The organism is Blautia sp. AF26-2 (assembly GCF_003460955.1).
Lineage (GTDB): Bacteria > Bacillota > Clostridia > Lachnospirales > Lachnospiraceae > Fusicatenibacter > Fusicatenibacter saccharivorans.
The window spans coordinates 97,690-114,273 of the sequence record NZ_QTWD01000001.1; the positions used below are offsets into that span (position 1 = coordinate 97,690).

Annotated in this window: 22 protein-coding genes; 18 read left to right on the forward strand and 4 right to left on the reverse strand. The window is 45.5% G+C overall.

The window, feature by feature from the left end:
• Positions 1 to 8: 8 nt before the first annotated feature.
• Positions 9 to 845 (forward strand): NAD-dependent protein deacetylase, SIR2 family, encoded by an 837-nt coding sequence (locus DWY63_RS00615; protein WP_117509141.1) that lies wholly within the window; start codon positions 9 to 11, stop codon positions 843 to 845.
• Between the two features lie 167 nt (positions 846 to 1,012).
• On the opposite strand, the gene DWY63_RS00620 is transcribed toward DWY63_RS00615, so the two are convergent.
• Positions 1,013 to 1,366 carry a winged helix-turn-helix transcriptional regulator gene (locus DWY63_RS00620; protein WP_117800764.1) on the reverse strand — a complete coding sequence of 118 codons (354 nt, stop codon included), beginning with the start codon at positions 1,364 to 1,366 and terminating at the stop codon, positions 1,013 to 1,015.
• Between the two features lie 154 nt (positions 1,367 to 1,520).
• Between DWY63_RS00620 and DWY63_RS00625 the strand changes: the two genes are divergently transcribed.
• The 9 genes from DWY63_RS00625 to DWY63_RS00670 all read left to right on the forward strand — a co-directional run bounded on the left by DWY63_RS00625 (position 1,521) and on the right by DWY63_RS00670 (position 9,727).
• A complete protein-coding gene (locus DWY63_RS00625; protein WP_117800766.1) occupies positions 1,521 to 2,024 on the forward strand; it encodes a flavin reductase family protein in 504 nt (167 codons plus the stop codon).
• Between the two features lie 254 nt (positions 2,025 to 2,278).
• On the forward strand, positions 2,279 to 3,196 hold the full coding sequence (locus DWY63_RS00635) for a radical SAM mobile pair protein B (RefSeq protein ID WP_117800768.1): 918 nt from the start codon (positions 2,279 to 2,281) through the stop codon (positions 3,194 to 3,196).
• A gap of 302 nt (positions 3,197 to 3,498) precedes the next feature.
• The gene (locus DWY63_RS00640) at positions 3,499 to 4,389 is read left to right on the forward strand and encodes a LysR family transcriptional regulator (RefSeq protein WP_022462480.1); all 891 of its coding nucleotides are present in this window, start codon (positions 3,499 to 3,501) and stop codon (positions 4,387 to 4,389) included.
• 113 nt (positions 4,390 to 4,502) lie between these two features.
• Positions 4,503 to 4,697, forward strand: a complete 195-nt coding sequence (locus DWY63_RS00645; protein WP_022462481.1) for a DUF4224 domain-containing protein — start codon at positions 4,503 to 4,505, stop codon at positions 4,695 to 4,697.
• Positions 4,698 to 4,717: 20 nt separating this feature from the next.
• Positions 4,718 to 6,061 carry an MATE family efflux transporter gene (locus DWY63_RS00650; RefSeq protein ID WP_055218315.1) on the forward strand — a complete coding sequence of 448 codons (1,344 nt, stop codon included), beginning with the start codon at positions 4,718 to 4,720 and terminating at the stop codon, positions 6,059 to 6,061.
• A 138-nt stretch (positions 6,062 to 6,199) separates the two neighbouring features.
• Positions 6,200 to 6,364, forward strand: a complete 165-nt coding sequence (locus tag DWY63_RS18650; RefSeq protein ID WP_022462483.1) for an oxidoreductase Fe-dependent alcohol dehydrogenase family — start codon at positions 6,200 to 6,202, stop codon at positions 6,362 to 6,364.
• A 467-nt stretch (positions 6,365 to 6,831) separates the two neighbouring features.
• Positions 6,832 to 7,848, forward strand: a complete 1,017-nt coding sequence (locus DWY63_RS00660; RefSeq protein ID WP_117800771.1) for an O-acetyl-ADP-ribose deacetylase — start codon at positions 6,832 to 6,834, stop codon at positions 7,846 to 7,848.
• Positions 7,849 to 8,037: 189 nt separating this feature from the next.
• Positions 8,038 to 8,688 carry a vWA domain-containing protein gene (locus tag DWY63_RS00665; RefSeq protein WP_055218310.1) on the forward strand — a complete coding sequence of 217 codons (651 nt, stop codon included), beginning with the start codon at positions 8,038 to 8,040 and terminating at the stop codon, positions 8,686 to 8,688.
• A gap of 4 nt (positions 8,689 to 8,692) precedes the next feature.
• Positions 8,693 to 9,727, forward strand: a complete 1,035-nt coding sequence (locus DWY63_RS00670; RefSeq protein ID WP_055228476.1) for an alcohol dehydrogenase — start codon at positions 8,693 to 8,695, stop codon at positions 9,725 to 9,727.
• Between the two features lie 89 nt (positions 9,728 to 9,816).
• Here the strand turns inward: DWY63_RS00670 and DWY63_RS00675 are convergent, their stop codons facing one another.
• Positions 9,817 to 10,653, reverse strand: a complete 837-nt coding sequence (locus tag DWY63_RS00675; RefSeq protein WP_055218396.1) for a 4Fe-4S binding protein — start codon at positions 10,651 to 10,653, stop codon at positions 9,817 to 9,819.
• A gap of 630 nt (positions 10,654 to 11,283) precedes the next feature.
• Here DWY63_RS00675 and DWY63_RS00680 point away from each other — a divergent pair.
• The 4 genes from DWY63_RS00680 to DWY63_RS19020 all read left to right on the forward strand — a co-directional run bounded on the left by DWY63_RS00680 (position 11,284) and on the right by DWY63_RS19020 (position 13,882).
• The gene (locus DWY63_RS00680) at positions 11,284 to 12,585 is read left to right on the forward strand and encodes an MFS transporter (protein WP_117760423.1); all 1,302 of its coding nucleotides are present in this window, start codon (positions 11,284 to 11,286) and stop codon (positions 12,583 to 12,585) included.
• 292 nt (positions 12,586 to 12,877) lie between these two features.
• Positions 12,878 to 13,087 (forward strand): hypothetical protein, encoded by a 210-nt coding sequence (locus tag DWY63_RS00685; RefSeq protein ID WP_243001817.1) that lies wholly within the window; start codon positions 12,878 to 12,880, stop codon positions 13,085 to 13,087.
• A gap of 270 nt (positions 13,088 to 13,357) precedes the next feature.
• The gene (locus DWY63_RS00695; RefSeq protein WP_022462490.1) at positions 13,358 to 13,573 is read left to right on the forward strand and encodes a hypothetical protein; all 216 of its coding nucleotides are present in this window, start codon (positions 13,358 to 13,360) and stop codon (positions 13,571 to 13,573) included.
• 21 nt (positions 13,574 to 13,594) lie between these two features.
• Entirely contained in the window at positions 13,595 to 13,882 is a 288-nt protein-coding gene (locus tag DWY63_RS19020; protein WP_147343047.1) for a hypothetical protein, read from the forward strand.
• A 67-nt stretch (positions 13,883 to 13,949) separates the two neighbouring features.
• Here DWY63_RS19020 and DWY63_RS19025 read toward each other — a convergent pair whose 3' ends face one another.
• Positions 13,950 to 14,135 (reverse strand): MATE family efflux transporter, encoded by a 186-nt coding sequence (locus DWY63_RS19025; RefSeq protein ID WP_117800776.1) that lies wholly within the window; start codon positions 14,133 to 14,135, stop codon positions 13,950 to 13,952.
• Entirely contained in the window at positions 14,098 to 14,544 is a 447-nt protein-coding gene (locus DWY63_RS00705; RefSeq protein ID WP_158568299.1) for an MATE family efflux transporter, read from the reverse strand. Before DWY63_RS00705 ends, DWY63_RS19025 begins: the two co-directional genes overlap by 38 nt.
• Positions 14,545 to 14,640: 96 nt before the next feature.
• On the opposite strand from DWY63_RS00705, the gene DWY63_RS00710 reads away from it, so the two are divergent.
• The 4 genes from DWY63_RS00710 to DWY63_RS00720 all read left to right on the forward strand — a co-directional run bounded on the left by DWY63_RS00710 (position 14,641) and on the right by DWY63_RS00720 (position 16,368).
• Positions 14,641 to 15,204, forward strand: coding sequence for a MerR family transcriptional regulator (locus DWY63_RS00710; protein ID WP_117800780.1), 564 nt, complete (start codon positions 14,641 to 14,643; stop codon positions 15,202 to 15,204).
• The gene (locus DWY63_RS17920; RefSeq protein ID WP_158568300.1) at positions 15,185 to 15,343 is read left to right on the forward strand and encodes a hypothetical protein; all 159 of its coding nucleotides are present in this window, start codon (positions 15,185 to 15,187) and stop codon (positions 15,341 to 15,343) included. The genes DWY63_RS00710 and DWY63_RS17920 overlap by 20 nt, the downstream gene beginning before the upstream one ends.
• 102 nt (positions 15,344 to 15,445) lie before the next feature.
• On the forward strand, positions 15,446 to 15,769 hold the full coding sequence (locus DWY63_RS00715) for a hypothetical protein (protein ID WP_117800782.1): 324 nt from the start codon (positions 15,446 to 15,448) through the stop codon (positions 15,767 to 15,769).
• A 197-nt stretch (positions 15,770 to 15,966) separates the two neighbouring features.
• Positions 15,967 to 16,368 (forward strand): Uma2 family endonuclease, encoded by a 402-nt coding sequence (locus tag DWY63_RS00720; RefSeq protein ID WP_117800784.1) that lies wholly within the window; start codon positions 15,967 to 15,969, stop codon positions 16,366 to 16,368.
• The last annotated feature ends 216 nt before the right edge of the window (positions 16,369 to 16,584 follow it).

Consider the following 16,584-nt stretch of genomic DNA (forward strand, 5'->3'; position numbering starts at 1 on the left):
GAACGAATATGATTGATTGGAACCCTATTGCGAAAAAATTCAGAGAAGCGGACGCTATCCTGATCGGAGCCAGTAACGGCCTGTCCATCACCGAAGGACTGCATTTGTTTGCGGACAATGCGACTTTTGAAAGACTGTTTGGGGATTTCAAACAAAAATACGGCTTACGTTGTATTTTGCAGGGCATGATGGCCGGATGGCCCAGCGAGGAGGAAAAATGGGCCTTCTGGGCCCGGCTCATCCATCGTTACTGTGGGCAGTACCAGCCTACGCCGGTGATGAACGATTTGAAGGCCATTGTGGGAGAGAAAGATTACTTTGTCGTCACATCAAACGGAGAAGGTCACTTTGAACTGTGTGGCTTTGATCCGACGAAAATCTATGAGATTGAGGGCAACTGGATTACTATGCAGTGTGCCCGCCCCTGCCACGATACCCTCTATTCAAGTTTAGAGGTGGCCGAAAAATTATCGGCTGCCGAACAGGGCGGCCATGTGCCTACAGAGTTGGTGCCGCGTTGTCCCAAGTGCGGAGGTCCCATGGACATCCACATGGGCGCGGGTCAGAGAATGATCCCGGATGCCGCTGCCCAGGCACGGTTCCAAAACTTTCTGAAAACCTACCACGGAAAGAAACTGGTGGTTCTGGAGCTGGGCATTGGCTGGCGCAATCAGCTGATCAAGGCCCCGATGATGCGCCTGGTGGCCGGCGAGCCAAACGCCACTTATGTGACCATCAATCTGGGGGAGATCTACATTGCGGACAATATCAAAGAGAAGTCCTTCGGACTGGACGGGCGGCTGGATGAGCTGCTGCCTGCTCTCCGGGAGGCGTGTGAGGTATGACGATTTCGGAGCAGGTTCAAAATGACTATACAAATGCATAAACTCTCATGAATCAGGTTGCTTCCTGAATCCTTTGCAGCAGTAGAGAATGCATAAAAAGCCGGGAAGTTGACTCAAATTGTCAATGCCTCCCGGCTATTATCAGGCAGATATTAATATAGTTAGAATCATGGTATATATTTCATTCCCCATTGGGAAATGGCGTAAAAGACCGGCAGCAGGTCCCGCCCTTTTTCGGTGAGGGAGTACTCCACTCGCAGAGGCATTTCATTATATTGGATGCGCTGGATCAATTCATCCGCTTCCAGCTCCTTCAGGGCGTTGGTAAGGGCTGTATTGGTGATGGGCTTGAGAACTTTTTTCAGTTCCCCAAACCGCATGGGACACTTGATGCATAGTTCATAGAGAATTTGGAGTTTCCATTTGCCCTGCAGCATTTGAACCACCGGTGTGACCGGGCAGTTTCCATCATCGGTTAGAATGACACTGCCAACCTTTTCTTTGAATTCTTCATAAGTCATGATTGGATCTTTCCTCGTCTTTTGCAGTATACTTTTTGATACCAGGTACAAATAATTTGCGTACTTGAACAAAAATTGCTGTCAAGTATAATAAATATATCACTGGTTGGCCATGCAGTCAACGACTGAAATTTCTCAGAAAGGTCTGAATGATATGAAAGAACTGAACATTATGGAGGCTACTGTTCTGACCTCCCCCAATCCGCTGACATTGATCTGCTCTAAAAAGGAGGATGGTTCTACGAACCTGGCTCCCATTTGCTTTGTGTCTTACCTCTCCTTCAATCCGCCTATGGTGGGTTTCGCCACTGGCAAACAGTCCCACACCGGCAAGCGTGTGCGTGAGACCGGCAAAGTCATTGTCACTGTTCCCTGTGAGAGTCTGGCAGGCGCAGTAATGGCCTGCGGAGCATCTACCGGTGCCGAGACCGACAAGGTGGCCGCCAACAACATCGAGATGATGGCTGTGGATGGCAGTGATATCCAGATTCCGGTGGATACTCGTCTGGCGATGGTGGCCACCCTGCAGCAGTCGGTGGAAGTTGGCGACCATATCCTGCACATCTGTCAGGTGGACAAGTTCCTGGGCGATGGGGACAAGAAGGGCCTGTATGCCTGGAACGGCTTCGGGAAAGTTGCACCTGCGGCAGAAGGCTAAATCTTAAAACGGTAAGGCGGCATCAGCGGTGGCTGTTTGTATTAAATTGAGTGGATCGTCATTGGGACTGAGACCGGACATAGGAAGGGCAAAGCCGTATCGAAACCGGAATGGGTGTGGAACCTGACACATCAGGCCCATTCGCTTGGCATCCCTGTATTTATGAAGGAAGATCTGCTTCCTATCATGGGAGAGGCACAGATGGTACAAGAATTTCCCCCGGCTTTTTACCGGGTATTGGAGGAACAGAAGACATGACAGAAGTAAAAGAGAGCAGCATTCTGATTCAGGATGTAGAAACCAAAAATATTATGACAAAATCCGCCCTGCCGGTGGGAGGCTATTCCGTCAATCCTTATGTGGGCTGTACCCATGGCTGCAAATACTGCTACGCCTCGTTTATGAAGCGATTTACCGGGCACACCGAACCGTGGGGTACATTCCTGGATGTGAAACATTGGCCAGCAATCAAAAATCCGCAAAAGTACAAAGGGCAACGCGTAGTCATCGGTTCTGTGACCGATGGCTATCTGCCCCAGGAGGCTCAGTTTCAGAACACCCGAAAGCTTCTTGAACAGCTCCGGGGCAGTGAGGCAGAAATTCTCATCTGTACCAAGTCGGATTTGGTAATCCGTGACATCGACCTTCTGAAAAAATTGGGAAAGGTCACGGTCTCTTGGTCGATCAATACATTGGACGAAGGCTTTAAAAATGATATGGACAATGCCGTCAGCATCAAGCGACGGCTGGATGCCATGAAGCAGATCTATGATGCGGGCATTCGCACCGTCTGCTTTATTGCCCCTGTCTTTCCGGGTATCACGGATTTTGAGGCTATCTTCCATCAGGCCAGAAATCAATGCGACCTGATATGGTTAGAAAATCTAAACCTGCGAGGCGGATTCAAAAAAGACATCATGGACTATATTTGTAAAAAATATCCTGACTTGGTTCCGCTGTACGACGCTATCTACAACAAGAGAGACAGAAGCTACTTCCGTGGTTTGGAGGATCAAGCGGAACGGCTGGCGAAAGAAAACAGCTGTCCCTTCGTGGACAACGAGCTGCCCTACGGCCGGGCAGAGCCTGGGCACCCGGTCATTGTGGATTACTTTTACCATGAGGAAGTGCGTGGCTCGGAAAACACCGGGCGACGCAACCCACAAAAATAATTTGTGAAATAAATGGGTTCTGACATGGAGCTGTGCTTCAATGTCAGAACCTTTTTTAGCACTGTTTACCCATTCAGAAGTTTTCTTATCCCTCTTGGAAGGACTTGTACTCCGTCCATTGTTTTTCGATTTTCCCCGCTCTACAATGTAGACAGAACGATTAAATGATAGGTGTTTATCAAGTTTTACATAAAATTATATTACCGGTAAGCATACGATGAGCAGATGTTTTTTATTGCCTTTCGAGTATAGATACGTTAAAATATACTTATTAAGCATGATGAATTTGGGAGGTATTTTTCGTGGAAATTAGAGTTCTTCGATATTTTCTGACTGTAGTAAGGGAAGAAAGTATCACAAAAGCCTCAGAAGTTTTACATATCACGCAGCCGACACTTTCACGTCAGCTTGCACAGATGGAGGAAGATATTGGTGTAAAGCTGTTTGATAGAGGGACACGGAAAATCAAATTGACAAATGAAGGAATACTTCTTCGCCGTCGTGCGGAAGAAATTTTGCAGCTTGTAGATAAGACAGAAAAAGAATTAGTGGAGCAAGAGGAACAGGTGGAAGGTAAAATTTCCATTGGGTGTGGAGAAATTGCTGCTGTACAACTTCTTCCTAAAATAATTGAGTCCTTTCGTCGGAAATATCCCCGTGTTACTTTTGACATTTTTACAGCCACAGCAGATTTGGTAAAGGAACAAATGGAGAAGGGACTACTGGATATTGGTTTGCTTCTTGAGCCGGTTGATATGGAAAAATATGAATTTATTCGCTTGAATATAAGGGAAAAATGGGTGGTTCTGATGAAATCGGATGATCCACTCTCCAAGAAAGAAACGGTAAGCGCAAAAGATTTGTCTGTACTGCCTTTGATTCTTCCTAGGCGTATGAATGTGCAGAGTGAGTTGGCAAGTTGGTTTGGCAACTACTATGAGAAACTGGATATTGTTTTTACCAGCAATTTAAGTACGAACAGCGCAATTATGGTGAATGGAGGCTTGGCATATTCATTGGTGATTGAAGGGGCTGTACCGTTCTGGAATCAATCAAAGGTTACATTCAGACCGCTTGATCCGCCACTTACAGCAACAAGTGTATTAGCATGGAAACGTGGTCAGCCGTTTAGCTTAGCAACCACAAAATTCATCAAACATATTCAATGCTTTTTAGGCATGGACAAACCATAAAAACTAAGTATTTGATATAATTCAATTAGAAAATTATAATATAGGTGTAGAGATAAAGCAAACAGCTTTAATTTCTGCACCTATATTTTTTATTGAGGAGGGAGTGCCATTTCATGAAACCGGATTATGATTCCCGTATAAACGCCGGATTAAGCAAAGAAGAAATCGCAAAAATTTCAGGATGCGAAGATCAAGAAATGCAGATAAGGATGTTGCGAAAATATCGGTACAAATTGCTTGATGAGGTACATGAAAAGCAGCAGTCACTTGATGCAATCGATTATATGATCTGTAAAACAAAAAAATAACAATAAGAGGAGGAAAAGGCGTGAATCAGCAAACAACTCTGTTTTCAAACGAGAAGTTGATGGCTATGATTATTCCCCTGTTTTTAGAGCAGCTGCTGATAATGCTTGTAGGGATGGCGGACACACTGGTGGTCAGCTACGCAGGAGAAGTGGCAGTATCCGGTGTTTCACTGGTAAATCAGTTCAATACTATTTTTATTTATCTGTTTACAGCATTGGCATCTGGAGGGGCGGTTGTGATCAGCCAGTATATTGGTAGAAAGAAAAATGATGACGCTGGAGAATCCGCCAGTCAGCTTCTTTCATTTTCTGCGATTTTTTCCATACTGATCGTAGTGATGGTTCTAATTGGAAATGAAGGGATGCTTCGTCTGATGTTCGGTAAAGTGGAAGATTCTGTGATGCACTCTTGTATTACATACCTTAGGATTTCTGCATATTCCTATCCGGCATTGGCGGTTTACAATGCTGGCGCTGCCCTTTTTCGCAGTATTGGAAAAACCAGTGTGACCATGTATTTGTCGGTAATTTCCAATATCATCAATGTTATTGGAAATTTCATTGGTGTACTTGTTTTGCGTGCAGGTGTTGCAGGTGTTGCATACCCTTCACTGATCGCTCGGACATTTTCAGCCGTGATGATTACAGTACTTTGTTTTCAGAGAAAAAATGAAGTGTTCTATCGCTGCAAGTGGATTTTCCGGTGGAATGTGGATTTCATGAAACAAATTCTAAAAATCGCTATTCCAAATGGGATGGAAAACGGTATATTCCAGTTAGTCAAAGTAGCATTAAGCGGTATCGTTGCACTTTTTGGAACATATCAGATTGCTGCAAATGGTGTTGCACAAAGTATCTGGTCATTGGCTGCGCTGGCGGGAGTCGCTATGGGTCCCGTATTTATAACGGTCATTGGACAGTGTATGGGAAATGGGGATGCAGATGCTGCGGAGCATTATTTTAAGAGATTGACAAGAATCACATTGCTGATTTCATCGGCATGGAATCTTTTGATTTTTCTTCTGACTCCATTCTTTATGAAATTTTATGCTTTGCAGCCGGAGACCAAACGGCTTGTAATCTGGCTGGTTTTAATCCATAACGTGTTTAATGCAGCAGCATATCCCTTTTCCGGTGCGCTTAGTAATGGGCTGCGGGCAGCGGGTGATGTGAAATTTACCATGTATGTTTCGGTTATCTCCACGATAGCGGTGCGTCTGCTTTTATCATGGCTCTTGGGAATTGTTTTGAAAATGGGCGTGATCGGGATTGCTATTGCAATGGTTTGTGACTGGAGCATTCGGGCGGTCATTTTCTTCTGGAGGCAGAAGTCCGGAAAATGGAAAACATTTCAGGTGATATAGATTCATTTATAATAAGTTCAATATCGGTATATTATGCCTTATGGTCTTAGCAAGTTTTGCCGTTTTGCTGTGAATGTGTGGGAGGTCAATCCTGCTGGAAAAGCTGATGAACAGGTTGCCAGAGAAGGGCTTTCCTGTATGGAAGTTTGGATGAAAGAACTGGGACTTACAATGAATCTCCATGAGTTGGGGGCAACAGAAGAAATGTTGCATGGTATTGCAAATGGAACCATCATCATGGAAGGTGGATATAAGGTGTTGAATCATGATGAGGTATTGGAGATTTTGAAGAACAGTTTGTAAGCATTCAAGTAGGAGCTTTTATAACGATAATATAATAGAAAAAGGCAAGTGCTGTGAAAGAAATTTTTCTTTGATGTTGCTTGTCTTTTTTTAATTCATCACTTGACATTGTGGCAAAGAAATCCTGAAAGGGGACGAGTAGAAAAAAGAGCAGCTGCATGAGCAGGAAGAAGAAAATAGACAGAGCAGTTGATGATGTGGAATGTCCGGTGCAGTGTGGGTGTAATGCTCATGCTACATCGGACTTTTTTCGAAAATGATTTTTAATAATGTTGATTTTCAACTACTTTTAACTCAAATATTGCATCTTAACTTAAAAAGAGTTAAGATTGCAAGTAATGACATGGAATATCTCGATAAAGTTCCTGGAGTCAAGAATCAAAGTGTTTTTAAAGAAGCTTATGTTATGGGATATTTTATTTACTAATGTTGATTTTCAACTGCTGGACGAATGGGAGGGGTGCTTCATGCCGTTGCAAATGATCAGAAACGATATTACAAAAATGAACGTTGACGCAATCGTCAATGCTGCCAACACGTCCCTTTTGGGCGGCGGCGGTGTGGACGGTTGCATTCATCGTGCGGCCGGACCGGAACTGCTTGCAGAATGCAGTACGCTGCATGGCTGCGAAACCGGCAGTGCAAAAATTACAAAGGGATACCGCCTGCCCTGCAAATATGTGATCCATGCAGTCGGTCCGCGCTGGAGGGATGGCAGGCATCGGGAGCAGGAGCTTCTGGAATCCTGTTATCGGACATCTTTGAATCTGGCGAAAGAAAATGGCTGTCAGTCTGTAGCTTTTCCGCTGATTTCTTCCGGTGTTTACGGCTATCCAAAAGACCAGGCTCTGAAGGTTGCAGTCGATACCATCAGCGAATTTCTGCTGGAAAACGAGATGATGGTCTATATCGTTATTTTTGACCGAAAGACATATCAGATTAGCGGAAAGCTGTTTGATGACATCGCAGTGTACATAGATGACAGGTATGTGGAAGAACATACCGACAGGAGGGCAGAACAGAGTCGGTGTTCCGAAGCATGGCAAGAGGAATCCTGCTTTGAAGCTGCATCTGTCCCGCTGCCGCCCGAAGCAATCTGTAAATCCTGCAGCAGTCAGTCTCTGGAAGAGGCGCTGGGACAGATGGATGAGAGCTTTTCAGAAATGCTGCTTCGAAAGATTGAGGAAAGCGGTATGACGGATGCACAGTGCTACAAGAAAGCAAATATTGACAGAAAGCTCTTCTCAAAAATCCGTTCGGATAGATTCTATAAGCCATCCAAACCTACGGTGCTGGCATTTGCCCTCGCTTTGGAGCTGCCGCTTGCCCAGATGCAGGAGATGCTCGGCAAGGCAGGATTCACATTGTCCCATTCGAGTAAATTCGACATCATTGTAGAATATTTTGTTGAACGGGGAAACTATAATGTGTATGAAATCAATGAAGCACTGTTTGCCTTTGACCAGAGTCTGATCGGAGCATAAGAACAAAGAAATGTCGCTTTCCATGCGACCACTCCACAAAAGAAAATCGCTATACTATGACTGTAAGGTACAAAACCGAGCAGCCATATGCGCGTGTAATGAGCCAAAGTTCGAGCTTGCTCGAAACCTTGGCGAATACCGCGACAGCGAGCCCGCAAGGGCGAGATCTTTTTGGAGGAGGACAAGCATATGAGAAAGAATTTAACAGAGATCGTTTTTATCTTAGACCGTAGCGGTTCCATGAACGGACTGGAACGGGACACCATCGGCGGATTCAATTCTATGATTGAGCAGCAGAAAAAAGCAGAGGGCGAAGCATTGATCTCAACGGTACTGTTTGACAATGTGAGTGAAGTCCTGCACGACCGTGTAGATGTAAAGAAAATCCGACCGATGACCGACCGGGATTATACAGTTCGCGGATGCACAGCGCTCTTAGATGCCATCGGCGGTGCGATTCATCACATTGGAAATATTCATAAGTACGCACGACCGGAAGATGTCCCGGAGCATACCATGTTTGTAATCACTACGGACGGAATGGAAAATGCCAGCCGCCGGTATGACAGCGAAAAAGTGAAGCAGATGATCGAGCGGCAGAAAGCGAAATACGGTTGGGAGTTTTTGTTCCTCGGTGCCAATATTGACGCGGTAGAGACCGCAAGCCAGTTCGGAATCGGTGCAGACCGTGCAGTCAACTATCAGTGCGACAGTGAAGGAACCGCGTTGAATTATGAGGTGGTCAGCGAAGCAATCAGCTCTGTCCGGTGCAGTGCCCCGTTGAACGCAGACTGGAAAAAACGTATAGATGAGGATTATAAAAAACGTGGAGGAAAATAGAAATATGCAGGCGTATACCTACGTTTCAAAAGGAAAATTCGAATTAAGAGAGAAGCCAAAACCGACCCTGATGCAGGAGCGGGATGCTATTGTCAAAGTGACACTCGCCAGCATTTGCTCCAGCGATCTGCATATCAAACATGGCAGCGTTCCGCGGGCAGTACCCGGGATCACGGTTGGTCATGAGATGGTGGGGATTGTGGAAGAGGTTGGAAAGGCAGTTACCAAGGTAAAACCGGGAGACCGGGTGACAGTAAACGTGGAGACCTTCTGCGGTGAATGCTTTTTCTGCAAGAAAGGGTATGTGAATAACTGTACAGATGAAAATGGCGGTTGGGCGCTGGGCTGCCGGATTGATGGCGGCCAGGCGGAATATGTGCGTGTGCCCTTTGCAGATCAGGGACTGAATAAGATTCCGGATGGCGTTACAGATCGACAGGCATTGCTGGTGGGCGATGTTCTGGCTACCGGTTACTGGGCAGCGCGTATTTCAGAGATCTCAGAGCAGGACACGGTGCTGATCATCGGAGCCGGCCCCACCGGTATCTGTACCCTGCTTTCGGTAATGCTGAAAAAACCAAGACGGATTATTGTGTGTGAAAAGGATAAAAATCGTCTGCAGTTTATCCGACAGCATTATCCGGAGATTTTGTTGGTTTCTCCGGAGAAGTGTGAAGCGTTTGTACGGGCAAACAGCGATCATGGGGGAGCTGACGTTGTGCTGGAGGTTGCGGGGGCGGAAGCTACCTTCCGTCTGGCCTGGGAATGCGCGAGACCCAATGGTCTGGTGACGGTGGTTGCTCTTTATGATCAGGCACAGATCCTGCCGCTTCCGGATATGTATGGAAAAAATCTTACCTTTAAAACCGGAGGAGTGGATGGCTGTGACTGTGAAGAAACATTACGGTTGATTGCAGAGGGAAAACTGAACACAGAGCCGCTTATCACCCACACCTATCCCTTAGAAAGGATAGAGGAAGCTTATGAACTCTTTGAAGGTAAGAGAGATGGTGTAATTAAGGTAGCAGTAGAATGCTAAAAGAAGATATAGATAATTCCAATCATTAATGTACTATATATGATCAATCAGCCGAAGCGAGGAATAAACTTACGGATGAGGAAAAACGGTTAATGCAGTGCTTTTGAGGGACAAACTTTCGTGCATTCATAGCAGAGAATACACTCTGTTCCGTTTTTCCGCTTGCGGGTTTCCTTATTAACCTCCACGTTCATGGGGCAGACCTGCAGACACTTCCTGCAATGGACACACTTATCCTCATCACAGTGGACGCGCAGAAGAGAGAAATAGCTCATAGGTTTGAGAAAAACCGTAATGGGACACAGGTACTTGCAGAATGCCCGGTTATCTTGAAACAGGAAGGCGAACACAATACCGACAAGGTAATAAAGCGCATTTCCGGCCAGGAAAAGCCAGAACATGATTTGCTCCAGATGTGCCACCTGCATCAGAAACAGCCCAGACACCAACGCCAGAGACAGAAGAAACATCACATAGCGAAGGAAGCCCAGCTTTTCTTTTCGTGGCTTCTGCGGCTGATTGTAGGGCAGAAAGTCCAGCACCATAGCTGTCCAGCAGGCGTAACCGCACCAGCCACGCCCAAAAAGCAACGGTCCGAAAATTTTTGCAACCGCGTAGTGGATAGTTGCTGCTTCGAAAACGCCGAGAAACAGGTAGTACCAGAACCCTTCGATCTGCATATTTTCACGGGAAATCACGCCAAGGTACAGCAACATATAGCTGCCCACCGCCAACTGGACGAAATGCCGGGCATACCGTTTCCCGGCGGTAAACAGTGCCGTTCCAAGCCCAAGGCAGGCTCCGATGTAGCTGAAATTCAGCAGATAGAAAAAATTGTCCTTTGTGAGCCACAGCGTAACTGCCACTGCTTCAAACAGCAGAAACAGCAGCATAGATGGCACGTATTTGTGAAGTCTGTTTGGGATTTTCGTCATCTCTTTGATCCTCTGCTTTCTTATTTTTTCTCAATGCACGGACTGCCAGGCCGGTGCAAGAGCGTGTCTGGTATCTTAGCATAAGTATAGCAGAGAAATAAAAAAATAGTAATCAGATTCTTATAAAACATCTGCAAAAAAAGTGAAACGACTACAGGCGCAGACGGTTATGACCGCCTGCGCCTGTAATCGTTTGGAGTCATGCCAGACTGTTTTTAAAAGCTGTCTGGAAATGGCCTGGACTGGAAAAGTTTGATGTATTCCTATGCATAGGGTATAATGTCTTTAGAAAAAAAGATATGATTACGAAAACAAAATATTCCGCAAACATGATAGAGAAAGTAGGTATGCTATGAAAAGAAAAATTATGATTGCTGCAGTGGCAGCTGCTGTGATTTTTGCGGTGATTGCGATCCTTTCCGTTTTGGCGCAGACACCGGCATTAATCTGAGAAATCGAAATGATCTGCTGTGAAATTTCCGGCGGATCATGGAAGGATGGGAAAACTGGCGTTTCGCAAATGATTTTGGCTACTTTCATACAAAAAAATACTTTGAATATCAAGAAATCTATGCTACACTGATACTGCATGACAAAATAAAGGAAAGTGGGGATTGGAGTATGAGTGGTCTGTTTCGTGCTCTTCATCGGACAAAAGTGTTTCGAAATCTGACGGAGCAGGAGTTTGCATGGGTTTTATATGATGTGGGAAATTCGGCATTTATTATGCTTGCCTGTTCGCTGATTCCGATCTGGTTTAAGAGTCTGGCAATCGGTACAGGGCCGGGAAAAATCAGTTCGGATCAGGCGACGGCGTATTATTCGATTGCCATTTCAATTGTTACGGTGGTGGTGGCACTGATCGGTCCTGTCTGCGGTGTGCTGGCGGATCGTAAGGATAAGAAAAAGATCTTTTTTACCACAACGGCAGGTCTTGGCATCACAGGATGTGTGCTGAATGGCGTTGCGACGAGCTGGGTGCTGTTTCTGGTCATTTATATTGTGACAAGAGTCTGCTATAATGCATCGCTGACGATTTACGATTCCATGCTGAATGACGTGACGACGGAGGAACGTATGGATGAGGTATCCTCCTATGGCTATGCGTGGGGATACCTGGGATCCTGCATTCCGTTTCTTGTAGCACTGATTGCTTACGTGTTGGGGCCGGATATGGTCGGGGTGCTGCCGGATTTTGTCTCTAAGATGATTGGCTTTTGCGTGACGGCTCTCTGGTGGCTGGTGGTGACGCTGCCGTTGCTGAAGGAGTATCGGCAGAAGAATTACGTGGAAATGAGAACGGTTACCGTCGGTCAGACATTTGGAAAAATATTCAGAACCCTGAAAAAAATCGCAGTTTCGGACCGGAAAGTATTTTTCTTTCTGATTGGATTCTTTCTCTATATTGATGGGGTTGGAACTATCATTGACAACTGCATCAACATCGGAACCGATCTGAATCTGAATACGGTCGGACAGGTTGTTTTCCTGCTTGCCACGCAGGTTGTCGCTTTTGGAGGATCTCTGTTTTTTGCAAAATTGTCGCGGAAAAAAGACACGGTATCCCTGATTCTGATCTGTATCGCAGGCTATTTTGTCATCTGCCTCTATGCGCTGACACTGCGGACGCTGGTGCACTTTGCGATTCTGGCATTTGGAGTGGGATGCTTTCAGGGATCAATTCAGTCGTTGTCGCGGTCGTATTATTCCAAAATTATTCCGGCGGAGAATTCGGGAGAATATTTTGGCATCTATGATATTTTTGCCAAGGGCGCTTCCTTCCTTGGATCTGTAGTCATTGCAGTTGTAAAGCTGGCGGGAGGAACGATCAACGTAGCGGTTGCATGTCTGGCGGTTTTCTTTGCGCTTGGATTTGTTTTTCTGAAAATTGCAGACCATCAGCCGATGGCGGGTGAAAAATAAAAGATACACAGCATAAAAAATCTCAAAACCAGGAGAACAAGAGCAACTGGTTTTGAGATTTTTTGTTTTTGACTCCGGGGTTTCACAAAGAGAGGTTACGTGTTACGATAATCAGTGAGTCGGGCTGCCGGGAATGTGGCTGCCTGAAAAAAGCACAGACAGGCCAGATCCGGAAAGCCGGAAGAGTCGATCACAAGGATGCGTTTCTGGACACCGAGGAGCTGCACATTGGTACCAGACCCCATTACACTTCTATCTGCAGACCCCGATTGCACAGATTCATGATTACAGCATGGCGCAGTTTGAGCATTGGACGAAAGAAACATTCTCTGCCAATTTTCGCAAAATGCTGACGCTGGAACAATACCGCGATTCAAAACTTGCGCAGCTTCATCATGATTATCTGGCGGGCGGACCATTGAAATATATGGCGGTGATTTTTCGTAAGCTGGCGGATTCTGATGAAACGGCCATGCAGCTGGCGTTGGAGTTTTATCTGTGACAAGAACCCGGAAGCTTTTGAAAAATTTGAAGCCGCATTCCCCAAAAAGGAAAAGCTGAAACTGCTGGGGCAGCTGTTCTGATTCGAGCGATAAAGTTTGGCAGCAGAACGATGCTGAGGGGTAAGCAGGTGTGTGATAAAAGGAGAACAGGACAATGGGGGAATCCCGTGTCCTGTTTTTTTGCCCCTGAAAAGTGGAAATTTCCTATCCCCTCTGCATACAATACAGGTAGAGTATCTTTTCAAACCCGTTCAGAAAGGATGATCATTATGACGAAAGGCATTGTAAAAATAAAGAAAAACCGTGCATTTGTAGAGCAGCAGAACGGCGAGGTGGAAGTGGCTTCCGGGCAGTATGTGTATCTGAAAGTGGAAAATTGCTGGATTCCGGTGGTGGTGCGGTATTCGGCGCGGAGGAAGAAGTGGTATTTTAAGTATCTCGAGGAAATCCCGGTCTGCGGGCAGAAGGTGCTGCTGAAGGCGTAGCCGGTAAAGGGCGTTTCACGTATGTTTAACATTTCTATGATGTTCTGTTTATCTTTCCAAAGTATGATAGAGACAGAAAAACAGACGAAAGGAGAAAGCGATGAAAAAAGGAACGGTTCGAAGACGCATTTTTGTATCCGACACGGCGATGGTTCTGGCGACGCTGTTTCTTTTCCTGCTGGTGAATCTGCTTGTGCTAAAGATCTACTCGGAGGCGATCGAGAAAGCATTTCTGGATTCCGCAGAGCAGATTGTGAATGCGCAGGAGCTGGAAGAACTGTTAAAACAGCGGATCCTGTACCAGAATAAATTTTTACTGCTGACTGCGGCAGACGGCATCGCCTGTGTTCTGATTCTGATCGGGGTCAGCTTCTGGTCACAAGAAATAGCCTTCTTTCACGCGGCCCATTTCTTTTATGCCGATGTTCTGCGAGGCAAACGTCTCAAATCCGACACTGGTTGCCACGATTGGGAGGAGCAGGAGGTTGAAAATGGTAGTTGCCACGGTATATCCGTTGATGTACTCAATACCGGCGCGGTTTACGATGACCTGAAGCGCCATCGTTCCGATCGAGAGCACGGAGCTCTGGACAATCGTTGGAATGGCGAGGGTCAGATATTCTTTCAGAGATGCAGGAGAACAGAAGATAAATAACTGTCTGAACAAGACCGAGCGCCATGCCCGCCATTCCCAGAGTAAAGACGGTCGGTTTTATTTTGTTATACTGCTGTTCGCCGTAAAAACGTCCCACAACGATATGGCCTGCGCCGGAAAAACCGCTTAAAATGGTGTAACCGATTAAGAGAATATTGTTCGCCGATGACCAGATCGAGAGCGCCGTTTCATTGACGAACCGCGCGACGATAACGCTGTCCGCGACCATGTATGCCTGGTTCAGAATCTGCATCAGAATGATCGGCATGGTGAATTTCAAAAGTGCTGTAGATACTTTTCCTTTTGTTAAATCCATAACTTTGTCCTTCATTTTTGTTGTTGACTCTGCTAGCATAAACTTATACGTAACGTACAGGTCAAGAGCAAAATCTGCACGAAGGGAGAAAAGAATATGCCATCAGAAAAATACTATAAAGTAAACGAATTTGTAAAACTGTGCGGTGTGACGCCGCGGACGCTGAAATACTATGAAACACATGGCCTGCTCCGCCCGGCATTGGTCGGGGAAAATGGATACCGGTACTACAGCCTTTCGCAGATAGACGAAATTTCGGCGATTCTTCTGTTCCGCGACTATGGCTTTTCCCTCGAGGAGATCAAAACCATCATGGAACAGGACGACCTCGCCGGAATCGAGCAGCGGATGGGGATGATGCTTTCTATTATAAAAGAGCAGAAGAGAAAGCTCGAGCAGCAGGCAAAAAACATCCGCTACACCTGCACCCAGGTCGCTGAGGCGCGGAGACATCTCGGCGAACCATTTCTGCAGAACCGCGAACCCCAGCGCATTGTCTTTGAGCCGGTCGCTCTCATGAAAGATCAGTCCTTCGGCATTAACAGTTTTTGGCGGCCCGGATCTAACCGTAAAAGGCTGCTACCAGACCGACCCCTCCGGCCCGGAAATTCTTTCCGGAAAAGGAATGTGCCTCTACGAAATGGGCTTTCCACAGCATGAAACCGTAGAAAAAGTATTCACCGCCGCCAAGGCTGCCGATCTGTCACCGGAGAGCGTTTACTGCGAAATGGTACTGGAAAACGTCGTGCCGGAGAAATGTTTGTTTCAGTATTTTACGGCGGAGAGATCACAGATATAAAAACTTACAAAATCGTAATTTCTGTGCAGATGACGGAATGATATGGTATAATGACATCAGTAAGCGGTGTTGAAGATTACCTAAGTATGGGAGGAAAAGAATATGGACAATATAATCTGGTTTATCACGACAATTCCCTGCAGCGCCTTGATTACAGGATTCGGCATCTACGCATGGAACCGAAAGAAACCCATGTGGTTCTGGTCTGGCTCAAGCGTGAAAGAAAATGAGATTTCGGATATCCGGGCGTATAATCATGCCAATGGAGTGATGTGGATCGTGTATTCGCTGGTTCTGTGGGCGGCTTCCCTTGCAGGCTTCTGGAACGGAACAGCTGCGCTGACGTTGATCATACTTGCCATGGTGGTGGGATTACCGGCGCTTATGATGGTATATCAGAGGATTTATAAAAAATATAGAGTATGAAGAAAAGTACAAAAGACAGTATCACGGAAATTACGCTTACACTGTCGGTGATTGGAGTGCTTACGAGTGCTTGCCTGTTAATTGCATCGGATCATGAGCCAACTTGTGCGGAATATAGATGTAAGAAAAGCAGGTGGAATGGAAATATATACTGCATTGTTTCGGAAGGGCTATGAGGAAAAAATAATTTGGTCTTTATGGGAAATCTGGATTATAAATACCATGCGGATATAAACGATGATTACGTTATCCCAGATGTAATGGTTGCATGTGACAGAAAACACTTAAAAGGTGGATCTTATTTCGGTGTACCAAAGTTTATAGCAGAGACGCTTAGCCCTGCTACGGCGTTGAGAGATAAGACAGTGAAAAAAGAAATTTATCAGAACGCTGGTGTGGCAGAATACTGGATCATATCGCCAAGAGAGCGGGTAGTGGAAATTTATTATCTGGAAGATGGGAAATATGAGTTGAAATATAGTTATATTCTGCAGGATGATGCAGAAGAGGCACATTATAATGCAGACACCAAGATTGTGTTAAAAGAATTTCCGCATATCAGCATGACACTGGCGGAGATTTTTGAGAATGTAGATTGAAAGGAATATAGAAATCAATAAGAAAGTCAGAAGATGAAATAAATATCTTCTGACTTTTTTGCACTAAGTGACAGAAATTTTAAACTATTGGTTTAAAAATATAAAAACTTATTTGCAATACAGAGAAATTGTTATATAATACAAATAAAAAAGCAAACAGAAGCAAAAAAACGACATAATAAACAATTTTAGAAATCCAATAAAAAGAATGAGAGA